The organism is Lentzea sp. NBRC 102530 (assembly GCF_030269365.1).
In the GTDB taxonomy this organism is placed as follows: domain Bacteria; phylum Actinomycetota; class Actinomycetes; order Mycobacteriales; family Pseudonocardiaceae; genus Lentzea.
Genome location: NZ_BSTF01000013.1, coordinates 39,518 through 53,053, shown reverse-complemented (window position 1 = coordinate 53,053; position 13,536 = coordinate 39,518). Strand labels below are relative to the sequence as shown.

Sequence of the window (13,536 nt, the reverse complement as noted above, 5' to 3'; positions counted from 1 at the left end):
GTCGCGTCCCGCACTTCGGCTCACCTCGCGGGGGTGGGCGCGCAGGCAGTGACGAACATGTGGGGTTGCGATTGGGGCTTGACCTCGAGCCTCTGGTGGATGCGTTGCCCGTCAGGGCTTGAGGGCTGACCACACGCGGCGCGTGAACTGGTTCGGTGGCACCGCGTCCGTCGTCAGGCGGACGCTCGTGCTGATCTCCTCGCCGCTCAACCCCAGCCCCAGCACGAGGTGCCAGTGCAGGTCCCAGAGGTCGGCGAACGCGTCGAGCTCCACGTCCGCGTCCGCGCTCACGTGAAGCACGGCAGGTTCGGCCACCCGCACCACGCGCTCGACGGCGCGGACGTCTCGGGTGTTGGTGCGGAAGCTGAACGCCAGGTCCACCGTCTCGCTGTCCAGGCCGAAGGTCGCGTAGGAGTGGCAGCGGTGGTGCGGCAGGGACAGGGGTTGGTTGGTCTCCAGGTAGAGGTCGCCCTCGAAGCGCAACGTCGGCGAGTGCTGGCTGAGGGTGGCTCTGGCGCTCACGAACTCCCAGCCCGGCATGTCGAGCTTGGGGACGAGGAGTTCCAGGACCTCGCCCCGGCGGGCCGAGCGGGTTCGTTCGCCTGAGCGCCACGGGATCTCGCGGCTGTACGGCTCTTTTTTCGTGACGAAGACGTACGGGGCGTTGTCGGTCTGCAAGGACAGGACGACGACGGTGCGGCCGCGCGCCCAGTCGAAGGCCACGGTGGTCAGGCCCGGGGCCACGCCGTCGAAGTGGCTTTCCACTCGGGGCCACCAGGAGGAGAGTTCCTCGGCCGGCGCTCCTTTGACGTAGCGGCCCTTCTCGTCGACGCCGACTATCCACATCGCCTCGGAGCCCCGGGCCGCGTTGCAGAGGGCGGCGATCTGGCGGGCCGCTTTGCCGTGGTCCACCGGCCACTGGGTCTTGAACTCCACGAAGGAGTCCTCGGACTGCGCGCCCTGGAGGGCACGTTCGATGGCGGCGCGAGCGTTCAACTCCAGTCGCTGTTTCAGCACGTGCACCTCCCTCTGGCCGGCCGGGGGCCAGTCTGCCTCGGCAGACCGGCCCCTGACACCGAGTTTCGGGCGTCTGTCAGTCGTTCGCGTGCAGCGCCGAGTTCAGTTCGACGCCGGTGCCCTTGCGGGCCTTCACCAGAACCGTGCCGGTGACGGAGTCCCTGATGAACAGCAGGTTCGATTGTCCGCTCAGGGACACGGCCTTGACGACCTCTCCGTCCGGCAGGGTGACCTTCGTGCCCGCGGTGATGTAGAGGCCCGCTTCGACGACGCAGTCGTCGCCGAGCGAGATGCCGAGGCCCGCGTTCGCGCCCAGCAGGCAGCGCTCGCCGATGCTGATGACCTGCTTGCCGCCGCCGGACAGGGTGCCCATGATCGACGAGCCGCCGCCGACGTCCGAGCCGTCGCCGACCACGACGCCGCCGGAGATGCGGCCCTCGACCATCGAGGTGCCGAGGGTGCCGGCGTTGAAGTTCACGAAGCCCTCGTGCATGACCGTGGTGCCGGACGCGAGGTGCGCGCCCAGGCGGACCCGGTCGGCGTCGCCGATGCGGACGCCGGACGGGACCACGTAGTCGACCATGCGCGGGAACTTGTCCACGCCGTAGACCGTCACCGGGCCGCGCACGCGCAGCCGCAGGCGGGTCTGTTCGAAGCCGTCGACCGCGCACGGGCCGTGGTTGGTCCACACGACGTTGGTCAGCAGGCCGAAGACGCCGTCGAGGTTCGCGCCGTGCGGCTGGACCAGGCGGTGGCTCAGCAGGTGCAGGCGCAGCCAGACGTCGTAGGTGTCGCGCGGGGCCGCGTCCAGGTCGATCGCGACCTGCACGCCGACGACCTCGACGCCGCGTTCGAGGTCCTCGCCGAGCAGCTTCGCGGCGGCCTCGCCGAGGGCCTCGGCGATCTCGGCCGACGACACGCGCGTCGTGCCGGGTTCGACGTCACCGAGGGCGGGGGACGGGTACCAGGTGTCGAGGACGGTGCCGTCCGGGGTCACAGTGGCCAGGCCGATGCCGTATGCGGTGCTCACGGCTACCGAGCTTAGTCCGAGCGCCCCGCCCGCGACCGTCCGGCGGGGAAGTGCGACGTGCCCTCGCAGCCCCTGTGCCGGAACCGTTGCCGCAGCTGAGGGACGAGGGTGTCCTCCCGTCACGGCCACGGGTGGAGAGCCGGCAGCGGTACCGGGGTCAGTCGGGGACGTCCGCGCTGAAGTAGAGCGAACCCAGGTCGCCGCGGGTGGCGATGAGGGCCTCGTTGCACTTGGACTGGCGGGCGTCGGTGCTGGAGACGTTGTCGACGCGCACCTCGCCGCACCGGTGCGCCTCGAAGTCGCCGACCGCGGTCATGAGCCGCGGCAGCACCTCGCTGACGTCCTCCCGGACGTGCTTGCCCTGCAACGACGTGTCGAGCCGGCGGGTCATCGAGCTGACGTCCTCGACCCACCCGGCGCAGTCCGCGGGCGTGAAGCTGTGCTGCGAACCGCAGGGCGCGGTGAACAGCGTCCGGATCTCGCCGCACTGCCGGCCGCACGCGGCGGGGGCCTCACCGCAGCCGGTCGCGGTCAGCAGCAGGGAGATGACCAGGAGTGTGCGCTTGATCACGCAGCGCACCGTATCGGCTGAACGGCCCAGCGCCCAAGCGCGCTGAGTAGGGTGAACCGCGTGTCCGACACCCTTGACCTCCTCGCCGACCCGATCGACCTGACGACCGCGCTCGTGGATGTGCGCAGCGTGTCCGGGGAGGAGGCGGAGATCGCGGACCTCGTCGAACGCTCGCTGCTCGCGCACGCGCCCCACCTGGAGATCACCCGATCGGGCAACGCCGTGCTGGCGCGGACCTCGCTGGGTCGCGACCGCCGCGTCGTCCTCGCCGGGCACCTCGACACCGTGCCGATCAACCAGAACTTCCCGAGCCGCCGCGAGGGCGACGTCCTGCACGGCTGCGGCACCGTGGACATGAAGGGCGGCGACGCGGTCATGCTCGCCCTGGCCGCGTTGAGCGCTGACGCTTCGTACGACCTCACGTTCGTGTTCTACGACTGCGAGGAGATCGAGGCCGAGCGCAACGGCCTCACCCGCATCCAGCGCGACCTGCCGGAGTGGCTGCTGGGCGACCTCGCGATCGTGTGCGAGCCGTCGAACGGCGTGGTCGAGGCCGGGTGCCAGGGCACGATGCGGATCGAGATCAGCACCTCGGGCAAGCGTGCGCACACGGCGCGGGCGTGGATGGGCTCCAACGCCATCCACGGTCTGGGCGAGGCGTTGCGGCGGCTGGAGTCGTACGTGCCGCGTCAGCCGTTGATCGACGGCTGCCAGTACCACGAGGGCCTGCAGGCCGTGAAGATCGTCGGCGGTGTCGCGGGCAACGTCGTGCCGGACTCGGCCGTGCTGACCGTGAACCACCGCTTCGCGCCGGACAGGTCTGTCGCCGATGCCGAGGCACACCTGCGCGAGGTGTTCGAAGGCTTCGACGTGGTGGTCACGGACTTCGCCGGTGGTGCGCTGCCCGGCCTGGAGTCGCCGGCCGCCGCCGAGCTGGTCGCCGCCGCCGGTGGTGACCCGGTGGCCAAGCTGGGGTGGACCGACGTGGCGCGGTTCGCCGCGCTGGGGATGCCGGCCGTGAACTTCGGCCCCGGCGACCCGACGCTCGCGCACACCCAGGAGGAGCACGTGCCGGTCCAGCAGATCACCGGTTGTTTCGACGTGCTTAAGCGATTTCTGCTGAGCTGATCACTAGCATCTCAGTGATGAACGAGGAGAAGAAGAACGGCGCCGTCGACGAGCGCCCCACCGAGAAGCAGCGCGGACCGGTCGTGCTGCGGCGTGACCGCAAGGACGAGCTCACCACCACCGACCAGCGGCTGCTCGACTCCCGCGGCCCCTCGGACTGGGTGCACACCGACCCGTGGCGGGTGCTGCGGATCCAGGCCGAGTTCGTGGAGGGCTTCGGCGCGCTGGCCGAGGTGCCCTCCGCGGTGACCGTGTTCGGATCGGCCCGGACCGGGCGCGACCACCCCGAGTACCAGATCGGGCGCGACCTCGGAGCGGCTCTGGCCGAGGCCGGGTTCGCCGCGATCACCGGTGGTGGCCCTGGGGCCATGGAGGCCGTCAACCGCGGGTGCTCGGAGGCCGGCGGGTTCTCGATCGGGTTGGGGATCGAGCTGCCTTTCGAGCAGGGGCTGAACCCCTGGGTCGATCTCGGGGTGAACTTCCGGTACTTCTTCGTGCGGAAGACGATGTTCATCAAGTACTCGCAGGCGTTCATCTGCCTGCCGGGTGGGTTCGGGACGCTCGACGAGCTGTTCGAGGCGTTGACGTTGGTGCAGACCAAGAAGGTGACGAAGTTCCCGGTGGTGCTGTTCGGGACCTCGTACTGGCAGGGGCTGTACGACTGGATCCAGAACTCGGTGCTGGAGGGTGGGAAGGTCGGGGAGAAGGACCTCGCCCTGCTGCACCTGACCGACGACATCGACGACGCGGTTCGGGTGGTCAAGGACGCGCACAAGGCTTGGGGCGACGCGCACTGACGCCGGCCCCGCGCACTGACGCCGGCCCCGCGCCCCGTCACGGCCTCGTGCTGCGCGCGGCCGTGACGGGGCGCGCCCGGTCCCGGCCCGTGATTCGCGTGGCTTCGGCGGTGGCGCGGGCGATAGTGTGCGGCCTTCCTCGTCAGGAGTGGACTTCAGACTGATGTACGTAGCTGTTTATTGCGGAAGCCTCGCGACCGTTCCCCGGAGTTATGTCGAGCTGGCTGCCGAGGTGGGGCGTCAGATCGCCGCCCGCGGGTGGCACCTCGTGTGGGGTGGCGGGCAGACGTCGATGATGGGTGCCGTGGCCCGGGAGGCCCGCGCCGGTGGCGCGCACACCTACGGCGTGATCCCGAAGGGGCTGGCCACGCGGGAGATCGCGGACCGCGAGTCGACCGAGCTGCACGTCGTCGACACGATGCGCGAGCGCAAGAAGATGATGGACGACAAGGCGGACGCGTTCCTCACCCTGCCCGGCGGCATCGGTACCGCCGAGGAGTTCTTCGAGGTGTGGACGGCCGGGGTGCTGGGCATGCACCGCAAGCCCGTGGTGCTGCTGGACGTCGACAACCACTACAAGGGGCTGGTGGAGTGGTTGACCGAGTTGCGGGACAAGGGTTTCGTGTCGCACGCGGCGTTGAATTCACTGGTCGTCACGGACGACGTGTCAGTTGCTCTTGACGCTTGCGTCGTCTAGGCCCTTGGCCTGGGCCAGGAGTTCGACTTCCGGCAGGAGGTCGGGGAGCGGGCGGTACGGGGTCGCGGTGACCTCGTAGCGCTTGCCCGAGACGACCTTGCCCTGCCAGGAGCCCGCGATCTCGCCGTCGACCAGGATGGCGCCCCGGCGACCCAGGATGCGGAAGACGTCCTTCTGCGCGGCCTTGTCCGGGAGGAGCAGGTCCCGGTCGCGGGCCTGCAGGTACGGGTCGGTGGGCGGGAGCAGGCGGACGTCCGGCGGTTCGGCGTCGGCGATCTCGACGTCTTCCGGGAGCCAGGCCGTGACGCCGTCGACCTTCACCTCGACCAGGCCCTCCTTGGGCCAGCGCTTCTTCAGCTCGCGGACCGTGGTGCCGAAGTAACCGGCCACTTCGGACGGTCCGGCCGGGCCGTGCAGCGTCAGGTAGCGGTGGACCAGTTCGTCGAAGCCCGCGGTCTTGCGGGGGACGCCCGGCCAGCCGTGGATCCGTTCGAACGTGACGGTCTTCTCCTCCGGGATGATGCGCAGGCCTGCCGGGAGGGCGCCCAGGCGGAAGATCGGGTCGCTCACGTGCTCGGTGCCGCAGCTCCGGCAGGGTTCGACGGTCTGTTGTGGTGCCAGCGGGGTCAGGGCCTTGCTGACGTCGCCCTTGGTCATCGGCTTGGTGACGATCGAGCGCATCGCGGTGGCGATGTGGCGCAGCGCGGCGAGCATGTCGTCGGTCTTCGGGCGGGCGGCTCTGGCCCTCGCGTCGGCGTCGCTCCACGGCCAGAGGGCTCGGGAGAACGCTTTCAGCTCGCCCGCCCGGTGCAGGTGCGGGGCGCCGCGGACGGACCAGGTGACGGTGAAGTCGTCTGTAGCAGGTGCTTTCAGCCTGGCGGCGAGGCTCAGCAGGGCCGAGCCGGCGGTGTTGTCCTGGACGCCCAGGGAGAACACCGCCAGCTCGTCCGCGTCGCTGGTCCGCCGGTCCAGTTCGTGCTGATGGATCCGGTGGAGGAGCACCTGTTGCCGGGTGAGGTCCACCCGGACATTCTTACGCCTTCGGAACCGTGAGGCTCGACGGTCCGAAGGTGACGGTTGAGCCGCGAGTTGATTCCGTCAGATAACGCGGGTCGACCGTGTCGATCACCAGTGCGAGGCGGTTGCCCGCGTCGACGTTCCACACCGTCGGCTCCAGGTCGACGGCGAGGGTCTGGGTGCGGCCCGCGCCGGTGACCTTGATCGGCTTGTGCGTGATCAGGGCACCGAGGCCCAGCGGGCCCACCTCGTACAGGTACGCGAAGAGGGTCGTGGTCTCGGCGCTCGGGGTGACCGTCAGGGTGAGGCGGGGCGTGCCCGCCAGGGTGGTGGTGCGGGAGTAGTGCGGGCCGTTCCAGACACCGGCCACGTTCCGGTCGACGAACGGCAGGGAGACGCCCGTCGGGATGTTCAGGAACCCTTGCAGGGCACCGGAGAGCAGGATCGTGCCGCTGTCGGCGACCGTGCCCCAGCCCGCGGTGATGCGCCTGGCGTCGAGCTGGAGGGTCTCCCGGTTCGAGTCTGGCCAGGCGCCGAACGTCCTCCAGGCGCCGCCGTTGTTGGGCTTGAGCTGGACGGGCTGTTCGGCGTCGATGCCGTTCGCGACGCCCTTGACGTACCGGTCGAACCAGCGGCCGACGGACTCCCAGATCTCGTTCGGGAGGCCTGCCGCGCCGAAGAGTTCGGCGGTGGCGTGGTCGCCCGGCGAGAGCATGAGCCGCTTCGGTCCGGTCAGCCCGCCGTAGAAGTCGGCGATCTGGCCCGGCGCGAAGATGCCGTCGTTCCAGGCGTTGCCGAGCATCACGGCGGTGCCGTTGGCGTTGATCTGCGCGATCCGGTCGGCCGCCGAGCGTTCGGCGGAGATCGGGACGACCTCCCAGAACCGGCCGTCGCGGTACGCGTCCTCGGCTTCCCGCAGGACGGGACCGGGACGTCCGGTGGCCTTGCCGGCCGCCAGCAGGACCTCGACGGCCTGCTTGTTCACGGTGTTGTTCGGGTAGAGGGACCGGGCCAGGTCCGTCCACGTGCTCAGCGCGGCCGCGGCCTTGATGCGCCTGTCGGTCGCCGCGGCCAGCAGGGACTGGCCCGCGCCGTACGAGATGCCGGCCGCGCCGACCTTGGTGCCGTCGGCGTGCGCGTTGGCGATGGCCCAGTCGATGACTTTGCTGACGTCGCCGACCGTCTCGGGACCCGCGACGTCGATCGTGCCGCCCGAGTCCCAGAAGCCGCGGCTGGTGTAGCTCACGACGACGTAGCCGGACTGCTTGGCGAGCTTCGCGGCCGCGCCGACGTACTCGATGTTGGGGACCGCCCAGCTGGACGGCATGACGAGCAGCGGGAACGGGCCACCGCCCTGACCGGTCGGTTCGACGACGAGCGCCTTCAGGACGGTGCCGCCGACGCCGGGGATCGAGCGGTAGGTGATCTGGTGTCCGGGAGCGGCCGTTGCGGCGACCGGAGCACCGAGCAGGGTTGTGAGGAGTACCAGGACCAAAACAAGTGATCGTCGCACGCTGGTCCTCCTTGACCATGACGTAGATCACACAGGGTTGTTACTGCGGAGTAAACCAGGCGGCTACTCGTGGGTAGCAAGACCGTGTGAGCCAGCTCACCTCGCGCGGTGGTGTTTACGCTGGGTGGCGTGAACCGATTCCGCGTCACTGAGCTGCCAAAAGACCGGGTCCTGGTCGTTGCGCATCTGACCAGCGCGGACGCGTTGGCTCAGGTGGTCGCCGACGGCGCCGACGTCGTCGAGTTCGACGGCGAACTGGAATTGCCGTCGCTCACCGAAACGTTGGACGTGGTGACGATCCCTCCAGGGGACGAGGACTTCACGCTGGCGGCCGCCACGAAAGCCGCGCTGTCCGGCGCACGGGCCGTTCGCGCGTCCGACGTGCGGCAGGCGAGGAAGGTCGTGGAGATGGTGGCGAGTGTGGCCGGGACCCGTCCGCCGGCACGTGCGATGAGGGCGCTCGCCTGATGCTGCCCTCCGTCGAAGCCTGGTTCGCCACGCACACCTGGCAGCAGCCGTCCTGGACCGTCGACGAGCTCGTGGCGCTGAAGCGCGGGCGGACGGTGTCCGTGGTGCTGCCCGCGTTGAACGAGGAGGAGACCGTCGGTGACGTCGTCGCCGTGGTCAGGCCCCTGCTCGGAACGCTCGTCGACGAGCTCGTGGTGATGGACTCCGGGTCCACCGACCGGACGGTCGAGGTCGCCGCCGAGGCCGGGGCACGGGTGGTGCTGCGCGAGGACGTCGTGCCGTGGCTCGAGCCCTTGCCCGGCAAGGGCGAGGTGCTGTGGCGGTCGCTGGCCGCCACGTCCGGGGACCTGGTCGTCTTCCTCGACTCGGACCTGGTGGACCCCGAGACCGCGTTCGTGACGGCGCTGCTCGGGCCGTTGCTGCTGGACTCCGACGTGCACCTGGTGAAGGGGTTCTACCGGCGGCCGTTGCGGCTGGAGAGCTCCGGGGGCGGGCGCGTCACGGAACTGGTGGCGCGGCCGTTGCTGAACACGGTGCGGCCGGAGCTCTCCGGGGTGGTGCAGCCGCTCGGCGGTGAGTACGCGGCCACGAGGTCTTTCCTCGAGTCCGTGCCGTTCGCGGCCGGGTACGGGGTGGAGATCGGGCTGCTGCTGGACGTGCACCGGATGCACGGGCTGGCGGCGCTGGCGCAGGTGAACCTGGGCGTGCGCAAGCACCGGAACCGGTCGTTGTTGCAGCTCGGCGTGATGTCCTCGCAGATCATGGGGACGGCACTGGCCCGTTGCGGCGTCGCTGCGGAATCCGGTCCGTTGACGCAGTTCGTGCAGGTCGGCGGCGAGTGGCTACCCGACTCGACCGACGTCGTCGTCGCCGATCGGCCGCCGATGATGCACGTGATCGAAAAGGGCTAGCTGCTCGGTCCGGTGGGTGACGACCAGGGCCGTGCCGCCGTGGTCGTCCAGAACCTTCGCGAGGACCCGGTCTGCTTGGAGCGGGTCCAAGCCTTCGGTCGGTTCGTCCATCAGGAGGACCTCGGGGCGGGCCAGGACGGACCTGGTGAGGATCAGGCGCTGGCGCTGCCCGCCGGAGATCTCCTCGCCGCGTTCGCCGACGACGCGGTCCCAGTCGAGGTCCAGCTCGGTGATCTCGGCGGCCCGGTCGAGTTCCTGTTGCGTGGCATCGGGTTTGGCCAGCAGGACGTTGGTGCGGACCGTGGTGTGGAAGACGTGCGCGTCGGCCAGCGCGCCCATGCTGGGTTCCAGGTCGTGCGCGATCGCGTTGAGCAGGGTGGTCTTGCCGGCGCCGCTCGGGCCGACGATCGCGGTACGTCCCCGCAGTTCAGGGGTCTGGTGGGTGGCCGAGGGCTCGGGTTCGTCGGTGGGTTCCGGCTTGGGCTTCGAGAGTGCCGCGAGCGGGACGGTGATCTCGAACGTGGCGACGGCGGCCATGATCAGCCACGCCGGTTCGTGCTGGACGAGCATCGTGACGGCGACCGCGAACTGGACGGCGACGGCCAGCGGGGTGAGGTCCCCGGTGCGTTCCCCGCGCGAGAGTTCCTCCGCGGTTTTCGTTGCTGCGGCGAGCTTCGCGTCGAACAGGCCGTAGGCGATCAGCTCTTCCCGGCTGTGGACGAGTTCGGTGGTCTGGTCGGTCAGCCTGGCGCGCAACGGGGTCAGGTCGCGCGGGTTCCTGGTGGCGAACCACGGCAGGAGTGCCAGGTTGATCAGCAGGCCGGCGATCAACGGGAGCGAGAAGCCCGACGCGACCGCGACGACGGCACCAGCCAGGGCCGCGGTGAGCCACGGCAGGGTGGTGCGGAGCCGGGTGTCGAGGTGCTGGTCGACGTTCGTGACGATGCGGGTGAGCGCCGTGCCGGACGGGACGTGCCGGCGGCGCGCGAGGTCGTCGTAGACCTTGCCGCGCAGTTCGACGGCTTCGCTGAGCACCGCCTTGTGGCTGGTCAGGCGTTCGAGGTAGCGCAGGGCGCCCTTGGCGAGGGCGAGTGTGCGGACCGCGACGATCGCCACCGTCAACGCCTGCATCGGCGGATGCTCGGCGGCGCGCATGATCAACCACGTCGCGGTGGCGGTGAGGCCGACGCCGGCCAGTTCGGCGAGCGTGCCGACGAGGATCGCGAGCTTCACACCCGGACCACCCTGTCGACCTCGTCCAGCAGTGCCGGGCGGTGCGCGACGATCACGGCGGTGCGGCCGCGGGTGAACTCGCGCGTCGCCTGGAGCACCAGGGATTCCGTGTCCGCGTCGAGGTGCGCGGTGGGTTCGTCGAGCAGGAAGAGCCCGGCCCGGCGACGGTCGAGCGCGGCGGCCAGCGCGACCCGTTGCCGCTCGCCGGACGACAGGTCCGCCGGGACGAGCGTGGGGCGTTGCGGTACCCACGACAGCGCGTCGAGCCACTGCCGGTGGTCGATGTCCTTCAGGTCGACGCCGCCGACGAGCACCCGGCCGTCGTCGGGCCGCACGAACCCCAGCAGCAGTCCCAGGACCGTGCTCTTGCCCGCGCCGCTCGGGCCGACCAGCGCGATCCGGTCACCGGGCCGGATGGTGAGCGAGAAGTCCTTGAGGCTGCGGACCGTCACGCCGTCGAACACGATCTCGGCGTGAGCGAGGTCAGGAGGAGTCTGGCCGCTGGTTTCCTCGTACTGCGGGACTTTCGCGAGCACCTCACGTCCCTGCGCGCTGGCGTGGTACTGCGCACCGGCCGCCCTGAGCGGAAGAAACGCTTCGGGCGCGAGGAAGAGCACGAGCAGGGCGGTCTGCAACGGCACCCCGCCGTCGAGCAGCCGCAGCCCGACCGGCACGGCCACGAGCGCCACCGACATCGTCGCCACGACCTCCAGCACCAACGCCGACAGGAACGCGACGCGCAGCGCCGACATCGTCTCGGTCCTGTGCCGAGCGGCGAGTTCGCGCACCGTCGTGGACTGCGCCTCGGCCCGGCCGAAGGCCCGCAGCGTGCCGATTCCCCTGACCACGTCGAGGAAGTGCCCGCCGAGCGTGGCCAGCGCGTCCCACTGCCGGGCCGTGCGTTCGCGGGTGTGTGCGCCCACCAGAGCACCGAAGATCGGGATCAACGGCAGCGTCGCGAGGATCGTCAGGGCCGCGATGAGGTCCGCGAACCCCAGCCTGACCACGACCGCGAGGGGCACCGCGACGGCCAGGACCTGCTGCGGCAGATAACCGACGACGTACGGCGTCACGTCGTGCACCCCGCGCGTGACCAGTGTGGCGACCTCGCCGGCCTTCGAGCCCGGCGTGCGCAGAAAGGCTTCCCGCAGGCGCGTTCGGGTGCGTTCGGCAGCCCGGTGCGCAAGAACGCGGTGCGCCCACCAGACCAGCACGCGCGCGCCGATCACCAGGCACAGCAGGGCCAGTCCCGTTCCGCCGCTCAGCACCGACGCCAGCAGTTCGGCCTGCGCCAGCACCAGGAACGGGATCGGGATCAGCGCGAGGAGATGGCGACGATCGACCATTGCAGCACCACCACCAGCGGGATGATCGGGATCGCGACCCAGGCGAGCAGACCGAGCGTGTCGGAGTGCGCCATCAGCCCGGTGACGTCGATCGAGGAGAACGCCAGCGGGATCGGCAACGCGCACAACGCCGCGGTGAAGGGGAACACCTTCCACAGCCGCGCCTGGAACACCCAGCCGTGCACCCCGAACAACACCGGCATGACGAACGCGACGGGCCACGGCGCGTGCAGCAGGTGAGCCAGGAAGAGTCCCCACCCCACCGACACCAGCAACGCACCGGTGAACACCAGCCACCACCACAACCGCAGCTGCACGGCCGCCATGAACAGCACCAGACCGGCCAGCACCAGCGTGAACGTGCTGTGCGCGCCGGAGAGCAGTTCGCCTTCGAGCCGCGGGAACGCCGCGAACAGCACGCCGACCGCCGCGACCAGCCACACCTCGTTGCCCAGGAAGAACGGGTTCATCTGCCGCAGCACGACCTCGCGCCGCCGCAACGGCAGCAGCAACCCCGAGCCGTAGTCGAACCCCGCCAGCGCGAAGTACCCGACCGCGAGCACACCGAGCACGGTCAACCAAAGAGCTTCCATCAGAGCGTCACCACCAACGGCGAGACAGGGGCGGGCGCCACGTCCGGACCACGGCGGACCGCACGCGCGATCAACACCCAGTCGACGCACGCCAGCACCACGAACAGGGACGTGAACACGATGAGCGACAACAGGATCCGCGAAGCGTCCACGTGCGACACGGCGTCCTCGGTGCGCAACAGCCCGTAGATCAGCCACGGCTGCCGCCCGATCTCCCGGAACATCCACCCGAAGACGGCCGCCGCGAACGGCAGCGGGATGCCGATCACCATGAGGTACAACGGAAAGCGCATCCGGATCACGGCGTCGCGGAACAGCAGCGGCAGGGTGAACCAGCTGACGGTCGTCAGCGTCATCCCGATCATGATCATGAATCCCAGTGGTGCGCCGACCCACGGCGTCGCCTCGGACTTGCCCGGCTGGTACTGCGAGATCACCGGGAACTGCGCGAAGCCGGCGCCGATCAGCGAGGGCGTGGCGAGCGCGGTCGTCCACACGCCCATCCGCAGCGAGCGGCGGAAGAAGTCGACCTCCGGCGTCCGCTTGATGAAGTGGTACGCCGAGACACCCGTCATGAACACGCCGCCGGCGGTGATCGCCGCGAAGACCACGTGCGTCAGGGCCGAGGTGAACGTGGGGTTCGTCAGCAGCGCCCCGAAGTCGTCCAGCCGCAGCACATCGCCGTCGATCCGGTAGCCGACCGGGTGTTGCAGGAACCCGTTCGCGGCCATGATCCAGAACGCCGACGCGAACGCCGTCAGTGCGGTCAAGTACAGCAACGCGAGGTGCACCCAGCGGTTGAGCTTCCCCCAGCCGAAGATCCACAACCCCAGGAACGTGGACTCCAGGAAGAACGCGATCAGCGTCTCCAGCGCGAGCGGCGCCCCGAACACGTCACCGGCGTAGGTCGCGAGGCCCGACCAGTTCAGCCCGAACTGGAACTCCATCACGACGCCGGTGACGATCCCGAGCGCGTAGTTGATCACGTAGACGCGGCCCCAGAACCGCGTCATCCGCTCGTGCACGGGTGCGCCGGTGATCGTGAAGCGCGTCTGCATGATCACGAGCAACGTCACGAGACCCAGCGTGAGCAGCACGAACAGGAAGTGGAACGACGTCGTCAACGCGAACTGGAGGCGGGCGAGGTCTACTGCGCTCATGGGTAGGGACGCTATGTGTAGCTCGCCTACTTATTAAGGCTTCCGCACGCATCTC

Annotated in this window: 14 protein-coding genes; 5 read left to right on the top strand and 9 right to left on the bottom strand. The window is 69.8% G+C overall.

All coding sequences use genetic code 11. The features are described 5' to 3' along the window. Nucleotides 1-111: 111 nt before the first annotated feature. The 3 genes from QSK25_RS30865 to QSK25_RS30855 all read right to left on the bottom strand — a co-directional run bounded on the left by QSK25_RS30865 (nucleotide 112) and on the right by QSK25_RS30855 (nucleotide 2,618). The gene (locus tag QSK25_RS30865) at nucleotides 112-1,017 is read right to left on the bottom strand and encodes a hypothetical protein (protein ID WP_285643446.1); all 906 of its coding nucleotides are present in this window, start codon (nucleotides 1,015-1,017) and stop codon (nucleotides 112-114) included. Nucleotides 1,018-1,093: 76 nt separating this feature from the next. Further along, nucleotides 1,094-2,047: a 2,3,4,5-tetrahydropyridine-2,6-dicarboxylate N-succinyltransferase gene (dapD, locus tag QSK25_RS30860; RefSeq protein WP_285643444.1), complete on the bottom strand. Its 954-nt coding sequence runs from the start codon at nucleotides 2,045-2,047 to the stop codon at nucleotides 1,094-1,096. Nucleotides 2,048-2,204: 157 nt separating this feature from the next. Next, nucleotides 2,205-2,618, bottom strand: a complete 414-nt coding sequence (locus QSK25_RS30855; RefSeq protein ID WP_285643443.1) for a hypothetical protein — start codon at nucleotides 2,616-2,618, stop codon at nucleotides 2,205-2,207. Nucleotides 2,619-2,678: 60 nt separating this feature from the next. On the opposite strand from QSK25_RS30855, the gene dapE reads away from it, so the two are divergent. From dapE to QSK25_RS30840, 3 genes are all read left to right on the top strand, one after another. Next, the gene (gene dapE, locus QSK25_RS30850; protein ID WP_285643442.1) at nucleotides 2,679-3,746 is read left to right on the top strand and encodes a succinyl-diaminopimelate desuccinylase; all 1,068 of its coding nucleotides are present in this window, start codon (nucleotides 2,679-2,681) and stop codon (nucleotides 3,744-3,746) included. A 17-nt stretch (nucleotides 3,747-3,763) separates the two neighbouring features. After that, on the top strand, nucleotides 3,764-4,543 hold the full coding sequence (locus tag QSK25_RS30845) for an LOG family protein (protein ID WP_285643441.1): 780 nt from the start codon (nucleotides 3,764-3,766) through the stop codon (nucleotides 4,541-4,543). Between the two features lie 163 nt (nucleotides 4,544-4,706). Beyond that, nucleotides 4,707-5,240 carry an LOG family protein gene (locus tag QSK25_RS30840; protein ID WP_285643439.1) on the top strand — a complete coding sequence of 178 codons (534 nt, stop codon included), beginning with the start codon at nucleotides 4,707-4,709 and terminating at the stop codon, nucleotides 5,238-5,240. Here QSK25_RS30840 and QSK25_RS30835 read toward each other — a convergent pair. After that, a complete protein-coding gene (locus QSK25_RS30835) occupies nucleotides 5,211-6,263 on the bottom strand; it encodes a winged helix DNA-binding domain-containing protein (RefSeq protein ID WP_285643438.1) in 1,053 nt (350 codons plus the stop codon). The two genes, QSK25_RS30840 and QSK25_RS30835, sit on opposite strands and share 30 nt — an antisense overlap. A 10-nt stretch (nucleotides 6,264-6,273) precedes the next feature. Continuing rightward, nucleotides 6,274-7,770, bottom strand: a complete 1,497-nt coding sequence (locus QSK25_RS30830; RefSeq protein ID WP_285643437.1) for a CocE/NonD family hydrolase — start codon at nucleotides 7,768-7,770, stop codon at nucleotides 6,274-6,276. A gap of 129 nt (nucleotides 7,771-7,899) precedes the next feature. Here QSK25_RS30830 and QSK25_RS30825 point away from each other — a divergent pair, with 129 nt between their 5' ends. Then, nucleotides 7,900-8,238: a hypothetical protein gene (locus QSK25_RS30825; protein WP_285643436.1), complete on the top strand. Its 339-nt coding sequence runs from the start codon at nucleotides 7,900-7,902 to the stop codon at nucleotides 8,236-8,238. Continuing rightward, nucleotides 8,238-9,149, top strand: a complete 912-nt coding sequence (locus QSK25_RS30820; protein ID WP_285643435.1) for a glucosyl-3-phosphoglycerate synthase — start codon at nucleotides 8,238-8,240, stop codon at nucleotides 9,147-9,149. The genes QSK25_RS30825 and QSK25_RS30820 overlap by 1 nt, the downstream gene beginning before the upstream one ends. Here QSK25_RS30820 and QSK25_RS30815 read toward each other — a convergent pair. Genes QSK25_RS30815 through QSK25_RS30800 form a run of 4 tightly spaced genes read right to left on the bottom strand, consistent with a single transcriptional unit; the run spans nucleotide 9,081 to nucleotide 13,481 of the window. Further along, a complete protein-coding gene (locus QSK25_RS30815; RefSeq protein ID WP_285643434.1) occupies nucleotides 9,081-10,382 on the bottom strand; it encodes an ATP-binding cassette domain-containing protein in 1,302 nt (433 codons plus the stop codon). The genes QSK25_RS30820 and QSK25_RS30815 overlap by 69 nt on opposite strands. Beyond that, a complete protein-coding gene (locus QSK25_RS30810; protein ID WP_285643433.1) occupies nucleotides 10,379-11,728 on the bottom strand; it encodes an ABC transporter ATP-binding protein/permease in 1,350 nt (449 codons plus the stop codon). The genes QSK25_RS30815 and QSK25_RS30810 overlap by 4 nt, the downstream gene beginning before the upstream one ends. Next, the gene (locus QSK25_RS30805) at nucleotides 11,698-12,321 is read right to left on the bottom strand and encodes a cytochrome d ubiquinol oxidase subunit II (protein WP_285643432.1); all 624 of its coding nucleotides are present in this window, start codon (nucleotides 12,319-12,321) and stop codon (nucleotides 11,698-11,700) included. The genes QSK25_RS30810 and QSK25_RS30805 overlap by 31 nt, the downstream gene beginning before the upstream one ends. Further along, nucleotides 12,321-13,481, bottom strand: a complete 1,161-nt coding sequence (locus tag QSK25_RS30800) for a cytochrome ubiquinol oxidase subunit I (RefSeq protein WP_285643431.1) — start codon at nucleotides 13,479-13,481, stop codon at nucleotides 12,321-12,323. Before QSK25_RS30800 ends, QSK25_RS30805 begins: the two co-directional genes overlap by 1 nt. Between the last annotated feature and the right edge of the window lie 55 nt (nucleotides 13,482-13,536).

Coding starts and splice junctions, on each gene's coding strand:
- QSK25_RS30810 (WP_285643433.1), bottom strand. CDS start 11,728: ATGGTCGATCGTCGCCATCTCCTCGCGCTGATCCCGATCCCGTTCCTG.
- QSK25_RS30800 (WP_285643431.1), bottom strand. CDS start 13,481: ATGAGCGCAGTAGACCTCGCCCGCCTCCAGTTCGCGTTGACGACGTCG.
- QSK25_RS30840 (WP_285643439.1), top strand. CDS start 4,707: ATGTACGTAGCTGTTTATTGCGGAAGCCTCGCGACCGTTCCCCGGAGT.
- QSK25_RS30805 (WP_285643432.1), bottom strand. CDS start 12,321: ATGGAAGCTCTTTGGTTGACCGTGCTCGGTGTGCTCGCGGTCGGGTAC.
- QSK25_RS30845 (WP_285643441.1), top strand. CDS start 3,764: ATGAACGAGGAGAAGAAGAACGGCGCCGTCGACGAGCGCCCCACCGAG.
- QSK25_RS30820 (WP_285643435.1), top strand. CDS start 8,238: ATGCTGCCCTCCGTCGAAGCCTGGTTCGCCACGCACACCTGGCAGCAG.